The sequence below is a fragment of the Lacticaseibacillus yichunensis genome (genome assembly GCF_003946405.1).
GTDB classification, from domain to species: domain Bacteria; phylum Bacillota; class Bacilli; order Lactobacillales; family Lactobacillaceae; genus Lacticaseibacillus; species Lacticaseibacillus yichunensis.
On record NZ_RHOG01000003.1, the window covers coordinates 26,855 to 46,201 of the forward strand.

The window sequence follows — 19,347 nt, forward strand, 5'->3', positions numbered from 1 at the left end:
GCGGTCGCGCAAAAAACTGCACAAAAAAAGTGAGCCCCTTCGACCTTCTGAACGTTTGCGCGCCGATCGTCCTGACTCACAGTATGGTTTGGCACCATGCCCTGTATTATGACGGGTCATGGTGCAGTTGTCAATTGGAGAAAATGGGATGGCGCCCGACTGTGAGGCATAGACCATCCCGCGGGCCTCCGCACCCTTTTCCAGTTGGGCTCCGGCCCGCATGGTCGAGGTATCTAGTTGTCTCGTGCACTCGGTGGCAAGGTTCGCCACCAAGTACCCGAGCCAAACTAGCTACTCGACCATCCCGCAGGCCTCCGCACCCTTTTCCAGTTGGGCTTCGCGCGGCAGGTCTGAAGCATCTAGTCGACCTGGTCACGTATGGCTAGGTGCGCCATACGCGCCCAGGCCGCACTAGCTACTCAGACCTGAACGCCGCGCTCCGCACCCTTCCTTAATTATTCATGCCACTTTCGTAAAGGGCGAGTTTGCCTTCGACGATGCTTTCGACGAGGTCTGGGTAGGCCACGCCTTCTGCTTCTGCTTCTTGCGGCAGAAGGGAGAGCGGTGTCATGCCTGGCAGGTTATTGGCTTCGATGACCCAAACGCCGCCGTCGTTGGCAAAGAAGTCGATACGGCCGTAGTTTTGCATACCGAGGACCTTCATGGTTTGGACCGCAACGTCTTTCATTTGCTGGTGAACGTCGTCGTCAAGGTCATGCGGCGGGGTCACGAAGTCGGTGTGACCTGGTTGGAATTTATGTTCGAAATCGTACCAGCCATCATGGACCTGAATCTCGATGGCTGGGAAGGCATGGCCGTTGACAACGCCGAGTGAGAACTCGCGCCCTGGGGTGAATTCCTCCACGATGGCCGAGTTGTCAAACCGGAAGACATCATTCAAGCTGTTTTCCAGTTCGTCTGCATCATGCACGATATGGGTGCCGACAGAGGAACCGCCGGAAGTTGGCTTGACCACGACTGGGTAGGCGAATGGCAAGACATGGCCCGTGGCGCCTTGATCGCGGGTGTACTCGATGAAGGCCGCGGTCTGGATGCCGTGATACAGCATGATCTCTTTGCTGTAGACCTTATTCATCGTGATGCCGGATGCAGTCGAGCCGGAGCCGGTGTATTTGATGTTGTTCAGGTCAAGCACGGCTTGCACCTTGCCGTTTTCGCCGTCGCCGCCGTGCAGGGCGAGGAAAACGATGTCGGCTTCTTTGCAAATGGCCAGGACGTTTGGGCCGAAGAGCTCGGTTGAGCCGTCGCTGCGCAGCGCGTTGATGTCGGCGTCGGTCAAGATCGCATCCGAGATGTTCAGATCTTTGGACGTGTTCGCGTCGTCAAAGGCTGAGACTGGCGCCTTGCCTGCCAAGTCGTAGCCGAGAAACAGGTCGATGAATGTCGCTTCGTGCCCTTTTTCGCGAAGGGCGTTGGTGATGCGGTAGCCGCTGGAGAACGAGACGTTGCGCTCGGTACTGCGCCCGCCGGCTAATACGGCAATTTTCATAAGGGTAGAACCTCCTGATTTTTCCCGCGCGGGGTGAACCGCGCAGCCGATAGTTTTAGAACCTTAAGCATAGCACAAACGAAGCAGTCATTGGAACGAATGAAGCGCTTTCACCAAAAATTAAGGAGTCGAGGGGCTTCGTTGTTTTTGGTTGAACGCTTCGCAGCTGCCTGATGTCGCTCGTTATTTTCCCCGCGGTTCGACTAGCCAACCGGGTCGTTCTTCCCGTATACTGAAAATATCTGAAAAAGGGAGTGGCGAACTTGAAAATCATTGCCTATGGGGCGCGCGTCGACGAGATTCCATATATGAAGCAATGGGCACAAGAAACAGGCGACGAACTGACGATCAAAGAAGAACTGCTTGAAGCCGATACGGTCGAATGGGCAAAGGGGTACGATGGCATCAACTGCCTGCAGACGACCCCGTATTCGGCGGCTGTCTTCGATAAAATGGGCGAATACGGGATCCACTATTTGACGTTGCGCAACGTCGGCACGGATAATGTCGATTTTGCAGCCGCAGCCAAAAATGGTGTGACGCTGGCCAATACGCCGGCGTATTCCCCGGAAGCCATCGCGGAGTTTGCGGTGACGATGACGCTGAACCTGTTGCGGCGGGTGGGGGAAGTCGAGCATGCCCTGCGCCATGGCGATTATGCGGGGTCAACGCGATTGATCGGCCGCGAACTGCGCAGCCAGACGGTCGGCATCATCGGCGCTGGGCGCATTGGGCGTGCGGCCATCCAGATGTTTTCCGGATTTGGCGCCAAGGTGATCACGTATGATCCGCATCCTTCCAAGGACGACACCCTGGCCTGCCGCTATGCCGACATGGATGAATTGCTCGCGGCCAGTGATGTGGTCGACCTGCATATTCCGGGCGTTCCGGCGAATGATCACATCATTGATGCCCGGGCGCTGGCGCAGATGAAGCCTGGGGCGGTGCTGATCAATACGGCGCGTGGTAATTTAGTCGATACTGCCGCCATGATCGCGGCGCTGGAAAGTGGCCACTTAGCAGGGGCTGGCATCGATACCTACGAGCATGAAACGGCGGCGCTGCTGGATATGGCACACACCGGCCGGTTTTCCGACCCACAATGGGATCAGCTGCAGAAAATGCCGAATGTGTTGCTAACGCCGCATGTCGCGTATTACACCGAGACGGCGGTCCACAACATGGTGACCTTCTCGCTGACTTATCTGACAGAGCTGTTGACCACAGGCACCACGGAAACAATCGTCCATCCAAAATAAAGTTCAGCGGATCGAAGGCCTTGCGCAAACAAACGCGGGGCCTTTTTGATTGCTCGAAAACACGAACGAGGAAAAAGTAAAGATTGTCGGCTAGTTATCGTTGGTGAACAAGAATCGGCATGATGTTGACTGCCTCACGACGCAACACGTCCGTTGTTCGTTATAAACCGAACGTTAAATCTAAAAAATTAAAAATAAGACGTGTTTCCGCTTGACTGTGGTCATTTTTTTGGTATATTGGGTTTATCGTCAAATACGAACAAAGAGGTGCATCATGGATCACTTTTTCCAATTAAAAGCGAACGGAACAACGACCGGTCGTGAAATTCTTGCGGGCCTTACCACATTCTTTGCCATGTCTTATATTTTATTCGTCAACCCGCAAGTCCTGTCGTTGGCCGGCATGCCATCGCAGGCTGTTTTCCTCGCAACGATCATTGCAAGTGCAGTCGGGACACTGTTTATGGGGTTGTTCGCGAACGTTCCTTACGCGCTGGCGCCGGGGATGGGCCTGAACGCGTTTTTCACCTACACCGTTGTCTTCGCCCTCGGGTATTCTTGGCAACAGGCTCTCGCGATGGTCTTCATCTGCGGGCTCATCAACATCCTGATCACCGTGACCAAAGTGCGTAAGCTGATCATCACCGCCATTCCAGAAAGCTTACAGCACGCGATCGGCGGTGGGATCGGCGTCTTCGTTGCCTACATCGGTTTGAAAAATGCCGGTTTCCTCCAATTCACGTCGGACAGTTCGAATATCTTGAGCATCAACAATGCGGCTTACAACGCCGGCACGACTTCCTATAAAGATGGCGTCACCGGCGTTGTCACAGGCGGCGGCATCGTGCCGGCGCTGGTCAATTTCACGCAGTCCGGCGCGTTGCTTGCGCTGATCGGGTTGTTCGTGATGGCGATCTTGGTCATCAAAAAAGTGCCGGGCGCGGTTCTGCTGAGCATCGTGATCACGACCATCATCGGGATTCCGATGGGGGTCACCAGTCTTGATTTTTCCGCGAACAATTCGCTCGGCCACGCGATCGGCCAGCTCAGCACCACATTTGGTGCAGCGTTTTCGGCCAAGGGGATGGGCAGCCTGTTCACCTCGCCGGATAAGATCGTGATCAGCTTGATGACGATTTTCGCCTTTAGTTTCTCCGATACCTTTGACACACTGGGTACCTTCATCGGCACGGGCCGGCGCACCGGAATCTTCTCCGATGCCGATGAGATCGCGATGGAGACCGGCCACGGGTTCTCCTCGAAAATGGATAAGGCGCTTTTCGCCGATTCTATCGCCACTTCGATCGGTGCGATCTTCGGGACTTCCAACACGACGACTTATGTTGAAAGTGCCGCTGGAATCGGTGCTGGTGGGCGCACTGGCCTTACGTCCGTGACCACTGCGGCCTGCTTCCTGCTCTCAGCTGTTTTTGCCCCACTGATCAGCATCGTGCCGACCCAAGCGGTTGCGCCGGCGCTCATTCTCGTCGGGGTCATGATGGTCTCCAGTCTCAAGGAGATCGATTGGAGCAGCATGGAAGAGGCCCTGCCGGCATTTATGGCGTCCGTTGTGATGGGCCTCATCTACAACATCTCGTACGGCATCGCCGCTGGGTTTATCTTCTACTGCTTGGTCAAGATTCTGACAGGCAAGATCCGCGACATTCATCCGGTTTTGGGTATTGCGACCCTCGGCTTCATCTTGAACTTCATTGTGCTGGCTGTTTTGTAAAAAGTCGGCACGAAAAAATGGCGTCTTCACATGGGTGGAGGCGCCATTTTTCGTGAGTAAACTTAGAACTGATACTGTGGGTCGTCTTTGACTGTCTCGCCGGCAAGTGTCAATTTGAGCAGCGGCACACTTTGCCCATCTGGCATTGTGCGCGTTCGGCCAGTCGATGTTGCCGTGAAGTGGTTCGCCTTCAGCAAGGCCACATCCGCTGTGGCGGTTTCCGGCAACAGGGCATAGACCTGGGCGACGCCGAGCTCGAAAAAGGCGAAGCCCAGCATCCGTGGCAGCACTTCGGTCATCACGGGGCGACTCGCTTGGGCGGCGAGGACCTCGAAACGAATCTGCGCTTGAGATTTATTTTCGCTGAAGTTCCACAGGCAAAAACTGCCGCAGAAACTGTGGTCGTCGCGCGCGGTCACGCCATAGAGCAGCGCGTGGTCCGCCATGACGAGGCGCATCGACTGATTGACGTAATGGGCGGTGGCCTCGATGCTACTGTCGCGCTCGCGGCCCGAAATCGCAGCGACGAGCGGATCATTGCGCAAGGCAAACACGTCTTTGAGCTTGGCCATTGTCAGCCAGTCCATGGTGTAATGGGCGGATAAAAGTGGGTGGTATTTTTCAAAACGAGTCATCGCATGCCTCAGATCATGCCGTGGTCGTCTTTGTCGACGATCGGGGCGTTGAAATTTTTGTTGTAGTATTCTTCGGAGATCACTTTATACTTGCCGTTGATAAAATGGGCGATGATGTCGCCAGGGTGTGCGATCTGGACTTTGGTGTCGGGCAAATGGAGTTCGACCGTCGGCATCGGAGTCAGCGCCACGAATTTTGCGTCCTCGCCGAAGAATTGTTCGATCTCACTGCGGGTCATGTCCGCACGCATGGGCAAAAAATACGACATTTTTGCGGTGGAAAACGCCGCGAACTCGCCGCTTGGAAAACTTGCCAGTACTTTTGTATCAGTCATCCTTGCACCTCATTTCGCTTTTCTTAAGTGTAGCATACCCCCGCCAACAAGGCGTTGTCATGGTATTATGAAGAAAAGGATGCGCAGTCGTGCGCTCAGGGGTGAGCGGGTAGCTTGGCGCGCGTGCGTATGGCGCACTCAGCCATACACACACGCGCCAGCTAAACGCCTCACCCCTGCACGGCGGAGCTCAACTAAAAGGATGCACAGACCCGCGGAAACGCAGGCCACAACAAAGGAAGTGAGCGTCATGGCCTCTTTATTTGATCAGGCCGGCCAGTTTCAGCCGCTGGCGGACCGGATGCGGCCACAAACATTGGAAGAATTTGTCGGCCAGAGCCAACTGCTGGGGCCGGGTAAAGTGTTGACCAACGTGATCGAAAATGATGAGGTCCCTTCAATGATCTTTTGGGGGCCGCCTGGTGTTGGAAAGACCACACTGGCGCAGATCATCGCGCGCCGCACCCGGGCGCAATTCGTCACATTTTCGGCGGTCACCGCCGGCATCAAGGAGATCAAGGCGGTGATGGAAGAAGCCGCCTCGAACCGCGAGCTTGGGCAAAAAACCATCGTCTTTGTCGACGAGATTCATCGCTTCAATAAGGCCCAGCAGGATGCCTTCCTCCCGTATGTGGAACGCGGGGCGATCATCTTGATCGGGGCGACGACGGAAAATCCTTCCTTTGAAGTGAACGCCGCGCTGCTGTCGCGGACGCGGGTGTTCGTGCTTCAGCCGCTGACGACGCAAGACCTCGTGCGGGTGCTGCATCAGGCCCTCAGCGATCCCCGCGGTTATGGCTCGCAAACCATTAACGTCAGCGAGGAACTGCTTGAACGCATGGCCGATTTTGCCAACGGGGATGCCCGTATCGCGCTGAACACGCTGGAAATGGCGGTGACGAACGCCAATCAAAGCGATGGCGAGCCGATCACACTGACGGCTGCGGGGGTTGGCCAGCTGCTGACGAAAAAGGCGCTGCTGTACGACAAAAACGGTGAGGAGCACTACAATCTGATCTCCGCATTGCACAAATCGATGCGCAATTCAGACGTCGACGCGGCCATCTACTGGCTGGCGCGGATGCTGGAGGCGGGGGAAGACCCGCTGTATATCGCGCGGCGGCTTGTGCGTTTTGCCTCGGAAGACATCGGCATGGCCGACAGTCGGGCCTTGGAGATCGCGATCGCCGTTTTTCAGGCCTGTCAGTTCATCGGGATGCCTGAGTGTAGCGTGCATCTGACGCACGCGGTGACCTATTTGAGCATGGCGCCGAAATCGAACGCCGTATACACCGCCTACGAATCGGCGAAAAAAGATGCGATGGAAACGCTCGCGGAGCCGGTGCCCCTGCAGATCAGAAACGGCGTCACGGGCCTGATGAAGGATCTCGGCTATGGCAAGGACTATCAGTATGCTCATAACAGCGCCGATAAGTTGACCAATATGCAGACCATGCCGGACAATTTGCAAGGCCGCACTTATTATCATCCCACGGATCAGGGTAGCGAGGCGCGTGTGAAGGCCCGGCTGGATCAGATCAAGGCCTGGCATGCCGAACATGACAACAAGTAAGCCGTGACGCAAGCAATAAAAAAGTCCGCAGAAGGCCAATTTTGGCCGACTACGGACTTTTTTGATACGGATGCGGGCTCGGAACGTGAGCTTAGGCTGGTGCCCGATTCGTGCGTCGCTTCTGTCTATTTAGATCAAATGCTTACCGCGCAGATCGTTGCGCGGGTCACGGTCGATCAAGATCGCGCCCACCATCAGTAGGGCGACGACGATGGCGCTAATATAGGCGCCGATCGCGATCAGCGCGATAAACGCGATAAGTGCAAATGCAGCGATCAACCATTCGAAAAATGTTAGTCTCATGGATCTCCACTCCTTTGCGAACTGAAACTATGGCTGGGCCGGTCGGCGATCGTCGTGGATCACCACGACTTGGTCGAGCCAAGACTGAACGAGTAGCGTGGCGCACACCCCGATCAAGATGCCGCCGAGTGCTGTCAACCGTTGACTTTTCGTCATGGCGCCGCCTCCTTGTGTCTGGGGTCGCTCCCCCTTGTGATTATTTTAACACCGTGAAGGGGCGCGGCGGGTCAACTTTTACAAAAATCTGATTGCTCGAGACACATTGTTTGGGTCGGCGCGGCCGAGTTGCTAGACTAAGGGTGAATGAGAAATTGTAATAAGTCGTTGTAAGTATTATTAAGCGGACTTGCTTATTTTGTGCTACACTGAAGGCAACAATTAAGAAAGCAGGGATTACGTCATGGCAGCTATCAAAGATTTTGATTCCACAGCCTACTTTGCCAAACTGAACGCATACTGGCGCGCGGCGAACTATATCTCCGTTGGCCAACTTTACTTACGCGATAACCCGCTGTTGAAGCGGCCGCTTCAATCAAGCGATGTGAAATTCAATCCGCTGGGCCACTGGGGCACCATTGCCGGCCAAAACTTCATCTACGCGCATCTCAATCGCGTGATCAATAAGTATGACCTGGATATGTTTTACATTGAAGGCCCGGGTCACGGCGGTCAGGTCATGATCTCCAACGCGTATTTGGATGGCACGTACACCGAGGCCTATCCGGAAATGCCGCAAAACGAGACGGGCATGAAGCTGCTGTTCAAGCGCTTCAGTTTTCCGGGGGGTGCGGCGTCTCATGCCAATGCGCAGATTCCTGGCTCCATTCATGAAGGCGGCGAGCTGGGTTATGCGCTGAGCCATGCGACCGGCGCGATCTTGGACAACCCAGAGGTCATTGCGGCCACGGTGATCGGGGATGGCGAAAGCGAAACGGGGCCGCTGGCGACCAGCTGGTTCTCCAATACGTTCATCAATCCCATCACAGATGGCGCGGTGTTGCCGATCGTCCACATGAACGGGTTCAAGATCTCGAATCCGACGATCTTGTCGCGCAAATCCGATGCGGATCTGACTAAGTATTATGAAGGTATGGGCTGGCATCCGTATTTTGTCGAAGGCGATGATCCGGAGAAACTCAGTCCGGAAATGGCCAAGACGCTCGATACGATCATCGAAGAGATCAAGGCGATTCAAAAGCATGCCCGCGAGACACATGATGCGACCATGCCGCATTGGCCAGTGTTGATCGTGCGCACGCCTAAGGGCTGGACGGGTCCAAAGGAATTCAACGGCGAGAAGATCGAAGGCTCGTTCCGCGCGCATCAGGTGCCGATTCCGGTCAAGCGCGACGATATGACCCATGCAGATGAGCTGGTTGCTTGGCTCAAGTCCTACAAGCCGGAAGAACTGTTTGATGAAAACGGGGTACTGAAGCCAGAGCTAAAGACGTTGACGCCAAAAGGGGCCAAGCGGATGGCCGCCAACCCAATCACCAACATGGGCTTGAACGCGAAGCCGCTGGTGTTGCCAGACTATAAGCAATACGCGCTGGACAACACGGAGCATGGGAAAAACGTCAAGCAGGATATGATCATTTGGTCGGATTACCTGCGCGACCTGATCAAGCTCAACGCGCATAACTTCCGCGTGTTTGGACCGGATGAGACCATGTCCAACCGCCTGTATGGCCTGTTTGAGACCACTGACCGTCAGTGGTTAGAAGGCATTTCAACGAATGGCTCCGATGAGGACATGGCGGCAAGTGGCCGGATCATTGACTCGCAGCTGTCCGAACATCAGGCGGAAGGTTTTCTTGAAGGGTACACGCTGACGGGCCGACACGGCGTCTTCACGTCCTATGAAGCCTTTCTGCGCGTGGTCGATTCGATGCTCACCCAGCATTTCAAGTGGCTGCGTGAAGCGCATGAGCAGAAGTGGCACAAGCCATATCCATCGCTGAACGTCGTGTCGACTTCGACCTCCTTCCAGCAGGATCATAATGGTTACACCCATATGGATCCGGGTGTCCTCACCCATTTGGCGGAAAAGAAGGGCGAATACATTCGCGAATATCTGCCGGCGGATGCGAACTCCCTGCTTGCGATCTCGCCGAAAGTCTTTTCCAGTGAAAACACGATCAACCTCTTGATCACGTCGAAGCAGCCGCGGCCGCAGTTCTATTCCATCGAAGAGGCAACCGTCCTGGCTAATAATGGCCTGAAGCGCATCGACTGGGCATCGACGGATGATGGGGTCGAGCCTGACGTTGTTTTGGCGGCAGCCGGCACCGAGCCCAACTTGGAAAGCCTCGCTGCGATCGACATTCTGCATGATAACTTCCCAGAGCTGAAGATTCGCTTCGTCAACGTGTTGGACCTGTTGAAGCTGAAGAAGAGCGATCCGCGTGGGCTGAGCGATGAGGTCTTTGACCAGTACTTCACCGCGGACAAGCCAGTCTTCTTTGCCTTCCATGGCTTCGAGGACCTGATTCGCGACATCTTCTTTGATCGCCACAACCGCGACGTCCATGTGCACGGGTTCCGTGAAGAAGGCGCGATCACCACGCCGTTTGACATGCGGGTGCTCAATGAGCTCGACCGATTCCACTTGGCCAAGGACATCATCCTGCATGTCCCGAGTTACGCTCAGAAGGCTGCGGGCTTTGTACAGAAAATGGATGACACGCTGCAATATCACTACGATTATATTCGCGAGACCGGCGAAGATATTCCTGAAGTCCTGAACTGGACCTGGAAGCCGATCAAGTAACTTGCATGCAAGAAGCGCCGCATTTCCCTCGATCATGGGAGATGCGGCGCTTCTTTGCGTGTCGATCAGTCAGTCGTCCGCCCGCATGTTGTCGGGGATGCGCGGCAGCGGCACCCCGCGGCGAAGGAGGACCGGTTGGCCGTGCTCCGTCATCATCACATTGAGCCGGAAGATTTTTGGAAAATAGGTCTCGTATCCGATCGTACAAGCGATCAGCACGATGATCCAGCACACGAGTCACACCCAGATGCGGGCGCTACCGGCGGGAAAAAACTGGTTGAACAGCGCTGTGGTGGCCCAGGTCACGCCGCTTTCCATCAGGATGAAGCCGCCCTGATAAAGCAAGTGGCGGCCTTTTGCACGCTGGTGATGAATGCGTTTAAAATGATTGCTGCTCCGCTGAAAATCCGGCAGTGAGACGCTCGGGCGACTGGACGCGCTACCGCCAATGTCGTCGAGCGCCGCCGCTGCGTGATAGCCCAGCAGGTGAATGAGGCCATAGTTGAGCGTCCGCCCGGTCAGGTAAAACAGCAAAAAGGTGCTGACCATCGCAGGGTTCAGGAATTCTGTGGTCATAATTCCGGCGGTCTGGGCGGCAATAGCTGCGATAAAAATAGTTGTTTCTTGAAGTAGGCACCACAGCAAGGTGATCAAGCCGCTGTGGTTGCGTGGAGGCGTGGGTCTTGGCATGCGAATTCCTCTTTTCTGCTTTGAGCTTAGCAGAGAAAAGGGGGTGTGGGGGGTCAGATTTGAGAAAACTGGTGCGCGGAAATTATGCGGGGGAACGTGCTGCCCAGGCCGCACTAGCTGCTCAGACCTGAACGCCGCGCTCCGCAGCCTACAGTTGCGCTCCGGCCCGCATGGCGGGGACATCTAACTGTCTTGTGCACTCGAGGCGAAGAACGCCTCAAGCACCCGAGCCAAGTTAGCTGCCCACCATCCCGCGGGCCTCCGCAGCCTACAGTTGGGCTCCGGCCCGCATGGCGGGGACATCTAACTGTCTTGTGCTCTCGAGGCGAAGAACGCCTCAAGCACCCAAGCCAAGTTAGCTGCCCCACCATCCCGCGGGCCTCCGCAGCCTACAGTTGGGCTCCGGTGCGCATGGTCGAGACAGCTAGGTACGCCAAGCACTCGGTGGCAAGAAGCACCACCAAGCGCTTGGCTAGCCTATCCGCTCGACCATAAGCGCGCACCTTCGCACCCTACAGTTGGGCTCCGCGCGGCAGGTCTGAGGCATCTAGTCGGCTCGGTCACGCATGGCTAAAAGCGCCATACGCGCCCAGGCCGCACTAGCTGCTCAGACCTGAACGCCGCGCTCCGCACCCTACAAAAAGATCCCGTCCTTGGGGGGAAGGCGGGATCTTGCCGGCTGGTACCGGCCACCTGTGAAGATTTTGTGAGTAGAAAGTTATGATTTTAAAAAGAAACTAGATGGGGCAAGGTGCAAGCGCTTTTTTGCCTTAAAGCGGGGGTTCTTGCTATACTTAAATAGTAGTGCCACTACAGAAAGGGGACGATTGTTCATGGCTACGATGACCTATACCACGCTCCAAGATCTATTGACCGAGGCAAGCAGCGGTCCGTTCGTTTCGCTTTACATGCCCCTCGAGGCAAATCAAAGTGCGGATAAATCCAAACTGATGATGCGCCACCTGCTCACTCACGCCAAAGAGGTGATGGCCTCCGCTTGGCCTGACGTTGATTGGGCGCCGTTTGCCGACTTGTTGCAGCCGTTGGTCGACGATCCAAGCCAGATCGCCAGTCTCTCCGGTCAAGGGATTGGGGTCCTTGCGAACAGCGATGCGATCTATATCCGTGACCTGGAATATCCGGTCTCAGAAATGGCGATGGTCACAGCAATGCCGCAGATCTTGCCACTATTGTTGGATGATCAACGTCATTTGGATTTTGACCTGCTGACGCTGCAAGGCGATCAGATCGGTTTGTATCACAATGCAGGGGACGTTCTGACGCCGGTTGCCCTTGGTGCCGATGCCCCGTTGACGCTGAAGGGGACATTGGGCACTGAGCTGCGCGGCGGGTCCCTGAATTCGGTGCGCCAAGGCGGACCGGGCGCCACGTATCATGGCCACAATGCGAAGTCCGAAGAAGACGAGATCGACCGCCGTCGCTATTACCAAGCGGTGGATAGCTATGTCGCGGATCATTTTTCCAAGCCGAATGCGCGTCGCCTGGTTGTGATGGGGCTGCCGCAAAATATTGCCATGTTCCGCGAAGTGTCGCGCAACACGCATCTTTCCGGGTCGATGCAGGTGGAAGCAAGCCCGGCCAACATGACGCTGCTTCAACTGGACGAAGCGGTCAACCCAGTGCGGCTCGAGCACGTCCGCCAGCGCCAAGAGGCCATTTCTGCCCAGCTGGATGGTGCCCGCAGTAAAGGCCGCTATCTTGAAGATGTCGGTGGCATTATCGATGCGTTGCATCATCGGGCAATCGCGCAGTTAGTGATTCGTCAAGGCGCGCGCATCAATGGCCGCCTGCATGGGCAAAAGATCGACACCGAAAGTGAAATGGCGAAGCACAACAATCTACTCAATGACCTGGCCGACCTGACGATTGCGCAAGGCGGCACCGTGAACGTGTTGCCAAGTGACCTGATGGAACCGGCGGCCGCAGCCATTCGTCGTTACAGCGAAGAATAAACGCGCGGGGTCGAAAAAAGGAGCGTCTGACGTGAAGTCGGCGCTCCTTTTTGATTCGACAGATCTAAGACGATGCTTGACAGCACATTGACGGGATGCGAGACCCTGTGATTGCCGTTTCAAAGCGCCCCAGCCGCCTCTTGGTGCGCCGCGGCCCGGGCGATGAAGTCCTGATAGATCGACAGCTCCGCAGGGTCATCCTGCCACAGATTTTCCGGGTGCCATTGCAGGCCGAAGATCAGGTCGTCGTCTGTGCTTTCGAAACCTTCAACAGTGCCGTCTGGGGCGGTGGCAATCGCCTTCAAGCCGCGGCCTAGGTTGCGGACGGCTTGATGATGGCGGGAGTTGACGTACGCTGTTTCCCCAATCAGCGAAAACAGCCGCGAGTCGCGGGCAATCGTAACGTGGTGTGTTGGGTATTCGCCGGAGGTCCGCTGCAGATGGCGCAGACTGTCCTGTTTTTGGCTGGCGAGGTCCTGGTATAAGCTCCCACCGCACGCGACGTTGAGAATATGGCTGCCTCGGCAAAGGCCAAACATGGGCTTGCGTGCAGCGCGCGTCGCCTTGATCAGCGCGAGCTCAAAGGCATCGCGGCGCGGCATGGCGGCACCGATAAAGGGCCCGGGCTGCTCGCCATAGCGTGTGGGGTCCACATTTGGGCCGCCGGGGATGATCAGGCCGTCAAACAGGCTCACGAAGCGTTCAATCAGTCCCGGCGCCTCGCGCATGTGCGTGGGAAATGGAATGATCACTGGGACCCCGCCGGCCTCGATCACGGTGTCTTTGAACATGGTTGGGGCGATGTCGACGGTATTTGGTTTGGTAAAAACGCTGGTGTCTTCGATCACATCAGCGGCAATGGCAATTAGCGGACGCATAAACTCACTCCTTTTTATTGGGCATGCGCGATGGCGCGGGCGACAAGGTCGGCAAATAGATCCAACTGGCTGGGCTGCGTTTCCCACAAATTTTCCGGATGCCATTGCACACCGACCAATTGATGTGAATCGCGACTCTCCACACCTTCGACCACGCCGTCTTCGGCAACGGCGGTGACTTTCAGGCTTGGGGCCACGCGCCTGATCGCCTGGTGATGGCGCGAATTGACATAGACGCGATCGCCAAGCAACATGTTCAGCCGGCTATCGGCCATTGTTTTGATATGATGGGTCGGATACTGGCCGGACGCTGCCTGGGCGTGCCGGATTCGCGAGTCGGGGTCTTCGGTGACCAGATCCTGGTATAAGTCGCCGCCCAGCGCCACATTCAACACCTGCATTCCACGACAGATGGCAAAAAGCGGTTTGCCAGCCGCGATCGCCTTGCGTACAAGGGCGACTTCAAAGCGATCCTCTGGATAAATGACCGCGCCTAATTCTGGGATGGGCTCCTCGCCATAAAGCGTCGGGTCAATGTCGGGCCCGCCTGGCAGAAGGAGCCCGTCAAACAAGCCGATGTAATGATCGACAAGCGGCGTCACGGCATCATCAACTTCTGGAAATGGCAGGACGATGGGGACCGCTTTGCAGGCGATCAGCGCGTTTTTGATCATATGCGGTGAGTAATCCGCCTGATTGAGATTAATGGCGGCGCTGGGCGTGGTGAGGCTATCGGCGGGAATCGCGATGACTGGATGCATTGGGGGCCCTCCTAGTGAACTGGCTTTACTTTAATCATACGAGGCCGAGGCCGATTGACGCAATTCGCAGGCCTTTTGCTAGGCGGAAAATAGGCAGGTGGGCCATGCAGCCTTTCCGGTCCAAAGGCGACGCTTGCGGGGCCGGTACGCAGACGCTCTCCGGGCCGGCTCAAGGAGCCAATTTCAAGACCGGTCACAAGACGCAAAAACGGCGCCCCCAGATGAGGTCGCCGTTTCGCTTACTTCTTATTGTTCGACTGCGCGCTGGCGTCAGTCGGCTTTTTTTTCGTGTGCTTGCGGGTCATCATGTAGAACCCGACGAGCACAAACGCGATGCCCAAGGTCACAAGGCCGGGATCCGCACGGGTCGCACCAGGTACAGTCGGGCTGATCATAATGATGAAAAACCCGATGGCAAGTGGCAACAACCCTGGCGTGTAGTCCTTTTTCGGCTTAGACTCGGGCGTTGGCGCGTCAGCTTTTTTGGTCACTTTTCGACGCCGACTTGGAAGTAGAGCACAGACGCCCAGCGCTGCGCCTTGATCGTCGACTTAGCGAGTTTGGCCGCTGCGTCGAGGTCTTCCATGTTCGTGGAGAAGGTGAGCTTCATACCTGCCTTTTTTTCGAGCTTGAAGGTCACACCGTTTTCGTTGTAGCTTTCAAGTGTTTCGATCATCTTGTCTTGTTCTAGTGGTGCATTGATGAAGATCATCGTTGTCACTCCTTTATCGATGCCGAGCAAGTCGGCGAATTTTTTTGCAATGGGCAAAAGCCCTCGCCGTAATAATAAGCCACCCGCTGCAACGAGGCAACCGGTGGCTTACTTTATTGACGCCTAGGCGATGCGATCAAGCATTCGCGGATTCATCAACTGTGTCCTGTTGAACACGGCTAGAAGCCATGACGAACGGTACCCAGATAAAGAACGCGATGACCATGTTGACGATCGCAAGAACCGCAGCACGCCAGTCAAACCCAGTAGCCATCAAGGCATTGAGAACTGGCGGGGTGATCCAAGGAACAGCGATCTTAACAGGGCCGACCCAGCCAGCCATCGTTACAAAGTAAGCGATAGCGGTGTTCAGAACTGGCGCTACGATGAACGGGATGAAGTAGATCGCGTTCAAAACGATTGGCAGACCGAACATAACTGGCTCGTTGATGTTGAAGAGACCTGGGGCAAAAGCAAGTTTTGCGACAGTCTTTTCATCAGCACGCTTGGAGAACAGCAGGATGGCGATCAACAGAACGATCGTACCACCTGAACCGCCGAACCATACGTAGGCATCGAAGGAACCACGAACCCACTTGAATGGAAGCGGATCGCCGTTTTGGAAAGCCTGAACGTTCGCAATCTGGGAAGTGCCCCAGATGGATTCGAGGATAGGTGCCAAAACGTTAGGACCATGAATACCGAAGAACCAGAAGATCTGAACGAGCAGGGCAACCAGGATAACCATGCCTGCGCCTTGGCCGGCGTGCAGCAGTGGTGCCTGGATGGTTGCGCTCAGCCAGTCGCCGAAGTTCTTGCCAGTGAAGTGCGAGAACAGGTAACCGATGATCGCAACTGCATACAAGGCAGCGATCCCAGGGATCAGGGAAACGAATGCCTTGGAAACTGCAGGCGGAACCGTATCTGGCATCTTGATGGAGATATCCTTCTTCATCAAGAAGATATAAACGACCAGCGCAATTGCGCCGAAGATCATGGCAGTAAACAGAGATGCGGAACCCATGTTACCAATCGCAAATGCGCTTGGTACGGTGACAGTGCCGCCAGTTACGGTTGCACCAGCATCGGTGAAGAGCTTGGAAACGCTCTTGGACAGGTTCTTTGCAACTGTGACGGTTGCGTTGCTGTTGATACCCATGAAGAAGGCGGACAGAGAAACCAAAGCCCCTGCGACACCGTCAACGTCATAAGCGGTAGACAGATGGTAACCCCACATAGCGGCAAAGAATACCGCAAAGATGGACAAAGATCCGGTGCCGACGATGCCGTCGATGGCAATGACTGGTGCCATTGCATTGACAAAGCCCGTCCAGCCCCATTGTGCTGGATATGTCGAAAGCAGCGCGTTCAGCAGCGTTGCAAGAGATCCGGCCATGGTGATCGGCAATGTTGCGATGAATGAATCACGCAGCGCGACCAGCCAAGGGATCGAACCGATCTTGGCAGCCACTGGCACGACATACTTCTCGAGCCAGTTCATAATGACTTGCATGTACTTACCTCCCCTAAGTTATATGCAAACTTCCGCTTTTCCGAGTCGGCGAATAGGTGATCATGGCTGTCGGAAGCCCGTCGCAGTGGCAGTTGCGGCGTGTTTCCTCCGAAATGAATGACCGCCTCGGAGATGCGGCGTAATGAAACGGCTTTCATTACTTGAACAGTGTAGCATATTTAGATAACGGTAGGGCAATTAGTTTTGAAATATAACGAAAATAGATTCACGGTTCCGATTAACACGCTTTACTATAATTGACCATTCATGAAAATCATACGCAAAAAGAAACAAGAAAAGTGTAGCGTTTATCTTTTGAAACGTGTGAACATCTGCCTTAGAGTGCCCGTGTTTGACGCATTTTCCCGGTATACCATTGACCAGCCGTTTGTCAAACGTAACACGCGTTTGGCGGAAACCACGGCGCCGGGCAGGATTATAAAACAGCGATACCAGTCACTTTCCGCAAAAAAGAATCGGCGCGGAGCCGCTTCCAATGGGCGAAAATTAGTGTATACAAAAACACCGGTCCGGGGACCGATGTTGATAGACCGGGATTCTTGTTGGTTGAGCGAAACGCGATGGGGACGCGGTTTCAACGGCGTGGACCGGTTCTGGGAACGGCCGAGTGGTCCACCTTGTGTCGATGCCTTATGCGGGATCTTGCCCCCAGATCACCGACGCGATGCTGGCGGCTTCTCGCAGCGCGACGTCATTGACATACGGTCTTGGGCTTGCCGTGGTCAACCAATGATACCCCTCGGTCGGCACACCCCAGAAAAAGAGCAGCCCCTGGGTGTCTCGAGCGCTGTTGAGGAGTTGCAGCGTGCGGCGATCGTTGACGACCGCCCCAGATTGGAAACGTCTATCACCTGCAAGCTGGAGTTCATAAAGCGTTGCCATGTCATCGTGCAGTAATTGCTGCATCAGCGGGTTTTGGGCAGTCGGCGCATTGGCGGCGGGCACGCGGGCCTCGATCAGGGCGGTGCCACGCGCGCGAAAGTCTGGGAAGAGCCCGGATGTGACTTCAAACCGGCCTTTTTTTCCAGCGACCTGCATCTGCGGTGGCAGTAAGGTGACGATGCCGGCGTCGCGCAGGGCCTTGAGTTCCGCGATGCGCACCACCGGCGGGCCAATGGTCAGAAAATCGTTCAGTCCGTTGAACCAGCGCAAAAATTGATCCAGGTACTGGTCATCCGTCAGCATCCCGCCACTTGCGACGGTCCGCACCACATCCCGCAGATCCCGCCAGACTTCCAGCGCAGCCGTTAACGGGCCATGCTTACTCCCTGCCTTGGCCGCTTCAATGTCCGCAGGCAGATAGGCATCCAGCAGGCGCTGAAAGGCCGCATTGTCGGCTGGCTTCGGTGGCGCCATCAGTGTCGCCCAATCTAGCCGGTCTGCTTCCTTGATGGCAAGCGCGCTCACAGCTTTTTCGGGATCCGCCAGCATGCGCAGCTGAAAATCGATGACAGACTGGTCGGGATAGTCTGCCTTTAATAGAAGCGAATAATAAATGAACTCGGCTTCGTGCTGCAGGCCTTCCCAAAACCAGCTGCTACTGGCGGGCTTTTGCGCACGCATTTTGGCCAGATAGGCAGGAGTCAAGAAATGCGCAGGCACCAGTTCGCTTGGGCCTTTTTCATTCCGCGCCTTCGCGTGATAAGGCAGGCCGCGCCGCGATCCCGCCAACAGATGCGGTTCGTTGCCGCTGGGCAGGTAGGTGAGCTGACCATCTTTTTCAACAAAGCGACCGCCGCGCCCCTCCGTCAGCCGCGCTGTGAAGTCAAAGAAACTCAGGCCCAGCCCGCGCAAAATGACGGTGTCCTCAGTGGTGATGGCGGACAGATCGGGTTCGCTCGGCCAGTTCGGCGGCCAATATTGGAGGTTGTTGGCGGTTGAAAATTGGGCGAGGACCTCCTGTTCCCGGGTCAGCGTATTCGCACTATTGCCCAGCGCCATGACGACCGCATCAAAGTCGCCGCCATGATGTGCCGCCACCGTGAACCGCTGGCCATTTTTGCGAACTGCGGTCACTGTTTCTTTCTGGAGGTCGACATAGGACTGTTTGGGTAAGTCGGCGGTCAGCTTGGCGAAAAACCATTGCTGGTAGGCGCCATACAGTGCACGGCTGGCATACCCATTTGGTCCAAGCGTGGTCGCCTCGGTCGCCAGGGCGTTGGCCTGCCCGAGGTCATTGCGCCCGGCGAGATAAGCACTTGCCTCATCACGCGCCCATTCGTACAGACTGGGGCCCGGGGTGAACGGCGCAGGATGGGCGACGGTCTGGTCGTAAAATAGGGTGATCTGTTGGGCGGCGGTGTTCATGATCAGCTCATGGGGCTGGTCACTTTGCCAGACGCGCCCACCGATGCCATATGGATCAAACAGGGTGATGCTCAGCGTCGGCTGGAGTGCCACGCGCTGCAGGGCGACCAGCCGCTCAAGCACGAGCAGGCCGCGGGGACCGGCGCCGATCAATGCGATCTGCATATAATGATGCCTCCTTCTTCATCAGACGTGAAATTTGGCGGCGACGTGCGTCACAACGCAGATAGCCACCTCTGGCGTCAGTATAGCTGGAAAGAAGGGGGCTTGGGAAGCAAAGAGACTTGGGGTCATTATGGAGATAAACAATAAAATCAGCATCATACAGCTGTCTCGCGATGGCAGAGTGAGACGGTCGGTATTGTTGATACTTCA

18 protein-coding genes are annotated in these 19,347 nt (G+C 55.8%); 5 read left to right on the forward strand and 13 right to left on the reverse strand.

Features of this window, described 5'->3' with window-relative positions:
* Positions 1-451: 451 nt before the first annotated feature.
* Positions 452-1,510, reverse strand: a complete 1,059-nt coding sequence (locus tag EKM95_RS01760; protein ID WP_125696115.1) for a D-alanine--D-alanine ligase family protein — start codon at positions 1,508-1,510, stop codon at positions 452-454.
* 263 nt (positions 1,511-1,773) lie between these two features.
* Between EKM95_RS01760 and EKM95_RS01765 the strand changes: the two genes are divergently transcribed.
* Both EKM95_RS01765 and EKM95_RS01770 read left to right on the forward strand, forming a co-directional pair.
* The gene (locus tag EKM95_RS01765) at positions 1,774-2,769 is read left to right on the forward strand and encodes a D-2-hydroxyacid dehydrogenase (RefSeq protein WP_125696116.1); all 996 of its coding nucleotides are present in this window, start codon (positions 1,774-1,776) and stop codon (positions 2,767-2,769) included.
* A 274-nt stretch (positions 2,770-3,043) separates the two neighbouring features.
* Positions 3,044-4,501, forward strand: coding sequence for an NCS2 family permease (locus EKM95_RS01770; RefSeq protein WP_125696117.1), 1,458 nt, complete (start codon positions 3,044-3,046; stop codon positions 4,499-4,501).
* A gap of 62 nt (positions 4,502-4,563) precedes the next feature.
* On the opposite strand, the gene EKM95_RS01775 is transcribed toward EKM95_RS01770, so the two are convergent.
* Complete coding sequence (locus EKM95_RS01775; RefSeq protein WP_125696118.1) at positions 4,564-5,136, reverse strand: GNAT family N-acetyltransferase; 573 nt, start codon at positions 5,134-5,136, stop codon at positions 4,564-4,566.
* 8 nt (positions 5,137-5,144) lie between these two features.
* Positions 5,145-5,471 (reverse strand): hypothetical protein, encoded by a 327-nt coding sequence (locus tag EKM95_RS01780; RefSeq protein ID WP_125696119.1) that lies wholly within the window; start codon positions 5,469-5,471, stop codon positions 5,145-5,147.
* A 250-nt stretch (positions 5,472-5,721) separates the two neighbouring features.
* Between EKM95_RS01780 and EKM95_RS01785 the strand changes: the two genes are divergently transcribed.
* Entirely contained in the window at positions 5,722-7,044 is a 1,323-nt protein-coding gene (locus tag EKM95_RS01785) for a replication-associated recombination protein A (protein ID WP_164510043.1), read from the forward strand.
* 129 nt (positions 7,045-7,173) lie between these two features.
* On the opposite strand, the gene EKM95_RS11585 is transcribed toward EKM95_RS01785, so the two are convergent.
* Both EKM95_RS11585 and EKM95_RS11915 read right to left on the reverse strand, forming a co-directional pair.
* The gene (locus EKM95_RS11585; protein ID WP_164510044.1) at positions 7,174-7,347 is read right to left on the reverse strand and encodes a hypothetical protein; all 174 of its coding nucleotides are present in this window, start codon (positions 7,345-7,347) and stop codon (positions 7,174-7,176) included.
* Positions 7,348-7,374: 27 nt separating this feature from the next.
* On the reverse strand, positions 7,375-7,503 hold the full coding sequence (locus EKM95_RS11915) for a hypothetical protein (protein ID WP_263852813.1): 129 nt from the start codon (positions 7,501-7,503) through the stop codon (positions 7,375-7,377).
* 244 nt (positions 7,504-7,747) lie between these two features.
* Here EKM95_RS11915 and EKM95_RS01790 point away from each other — a divergent pair, with 244 nt between their 5' ends.
* On the forward strand, positions 7,748-10,117 hold the full coding sequence (locus EKM95_RS01790) for a phosphoketolase family protein (protein WP_125696121.1): 2,370 nt from the start codon (positions 7,748-7,750) through the stop codon (positions 10,115-10,117).
* A gap of 69 nt (positions 10,118-10,186) precedes the next feature.
* Here EKM95_RS01790 and EKM95_RS11590 read toward each other — a convergent pair whose 3' ends face one another.
* Together EKM95_RS11590 and EKM95_RS01795 are read right to left on the reverse strand one after the other, a co-directional pair.
* On the reverse strand, positions 10,187-10,351 hold the full coding sequence (locus EKM95_RS11590) for a hypothetical protein (protein ID WP_164510045.1): 165 nt from the start codon (positions 10,349-10,351) through the stop codon (positions 10,187-10,189).
* A gap of 3 nt (positions 10,352-10,354) precedes the next feature.
* Entirely contained in the window at positions 10,355-10,807 is a 453-nt protein-coding gene (locus EKM95_RS01795; protein WP_125696122.1) for a hypothetical protein, read from the reverse strand.
* Positions 10,808-11,640: 833 nt separating this feature from the next.
* Here EKM95_RS01795 and EKM95_RS01800 point away from each other — a divergent pair.
* Positions 11,641-12,780 (forward strand): baeRF6 domain-containing protein, encoded by a 1,140-nt coding sequence (locus EKM95_RS01800; RefSeq protein ID WP_125696123.1) that lies wholly within the window; start codon positions 11,641-11,643, stop codon positions 12,778-12,780.
* A gap of 119 nt (positions 12,781-12,899) precedes the next feature.
* Here the strand turns inward: EKM95_RS01800 and EKM95_RS01805 are convergent, their stop codons facing one another.
* The 6 genes from EKM95_RS01805 to EKM95_RS01830 all read right to left on the reverse strand — a co-directional run bounded on the left by EKM95_RS01805 (position 12,900) and on the right by EKM95_RS01830 (position 19,137).
* Complete coding sequence (locus EKM95_RS01805) at positions 12,900-13,658, reverse strand: gamma-glutamyl-gamma-aminobutyrate hydrolase family protein (RefSeq protein WP_164510046.1); 759 nt, start codon at positions 13,656-13,658, stop codon at positions 12,900-12,902.
* A 14-nt stretch (positions 13,659-13,672) separates the two neighbouring features.
* The gene (locus EKM95_RS01810; RefSeq protein WP_125696125.1) at positions 13,673-14,419 is read right to left on the reverse strand and encodes a gamma-glutamyl-gamma-aminobutyrate hydrolase family protein; all 747 of its coding nucleotides are present in this window, start codon (positions 14,417-14,419) and stop codon (positions 13,673-13,675) included.
* A gap of 239 nt (positions 14,420-14,658) precedes the next feature.
* Positions 14,659-14,910, reverse strand: a complete 252-nt coding sequence (locus EKM95_RS01815) for a hypothetical protein (RefSeq protein ID WP_125696126.1) — start codon at positions 14,908-14,910, stop codon at positions 14,659-14,661.
* A complete protein-coding gene (locus tag EKM95_RS01820) occupies positions 14,907-15,188 on the reverse strand; it encodes a hypothetical protein (protein WP_373301784.1) in 282 nt (93 codons plus the stop codon). Before EKM95_RS01820 ends, EKM95_RS01815 begins: the two co-directional genes overlap by 4 nt.
* 79 nt (positions 15,189-15,267) lie before the next feature.
* Positions 15,268-16,644: a PTS sugar transporter subunit IIC gene (locus tag EKM95_RS01825; protein ID WP_125696128.1), complete on the reverse strand. Its 1,377-nt coding sequence runs from the start codon at positions 16,642-16,644 to the stop codon at positions 15,268-15,270.
* A 651-nt stretch (positions 16,645-17,295) separates the two neighbouring features.
* A complete protein-coding gene (locus EKM95_RS01830; RefSeq protein ID WP_125696129.1) occupies positions 17,296-19,137 on the reverse strand; it encodes an FAD/NAD(P)-binding protein in 1,842 nt (613 codons plus the stop codon).
* Positions 19,138-19,347 lie beyond the last annotated feature (210 nt).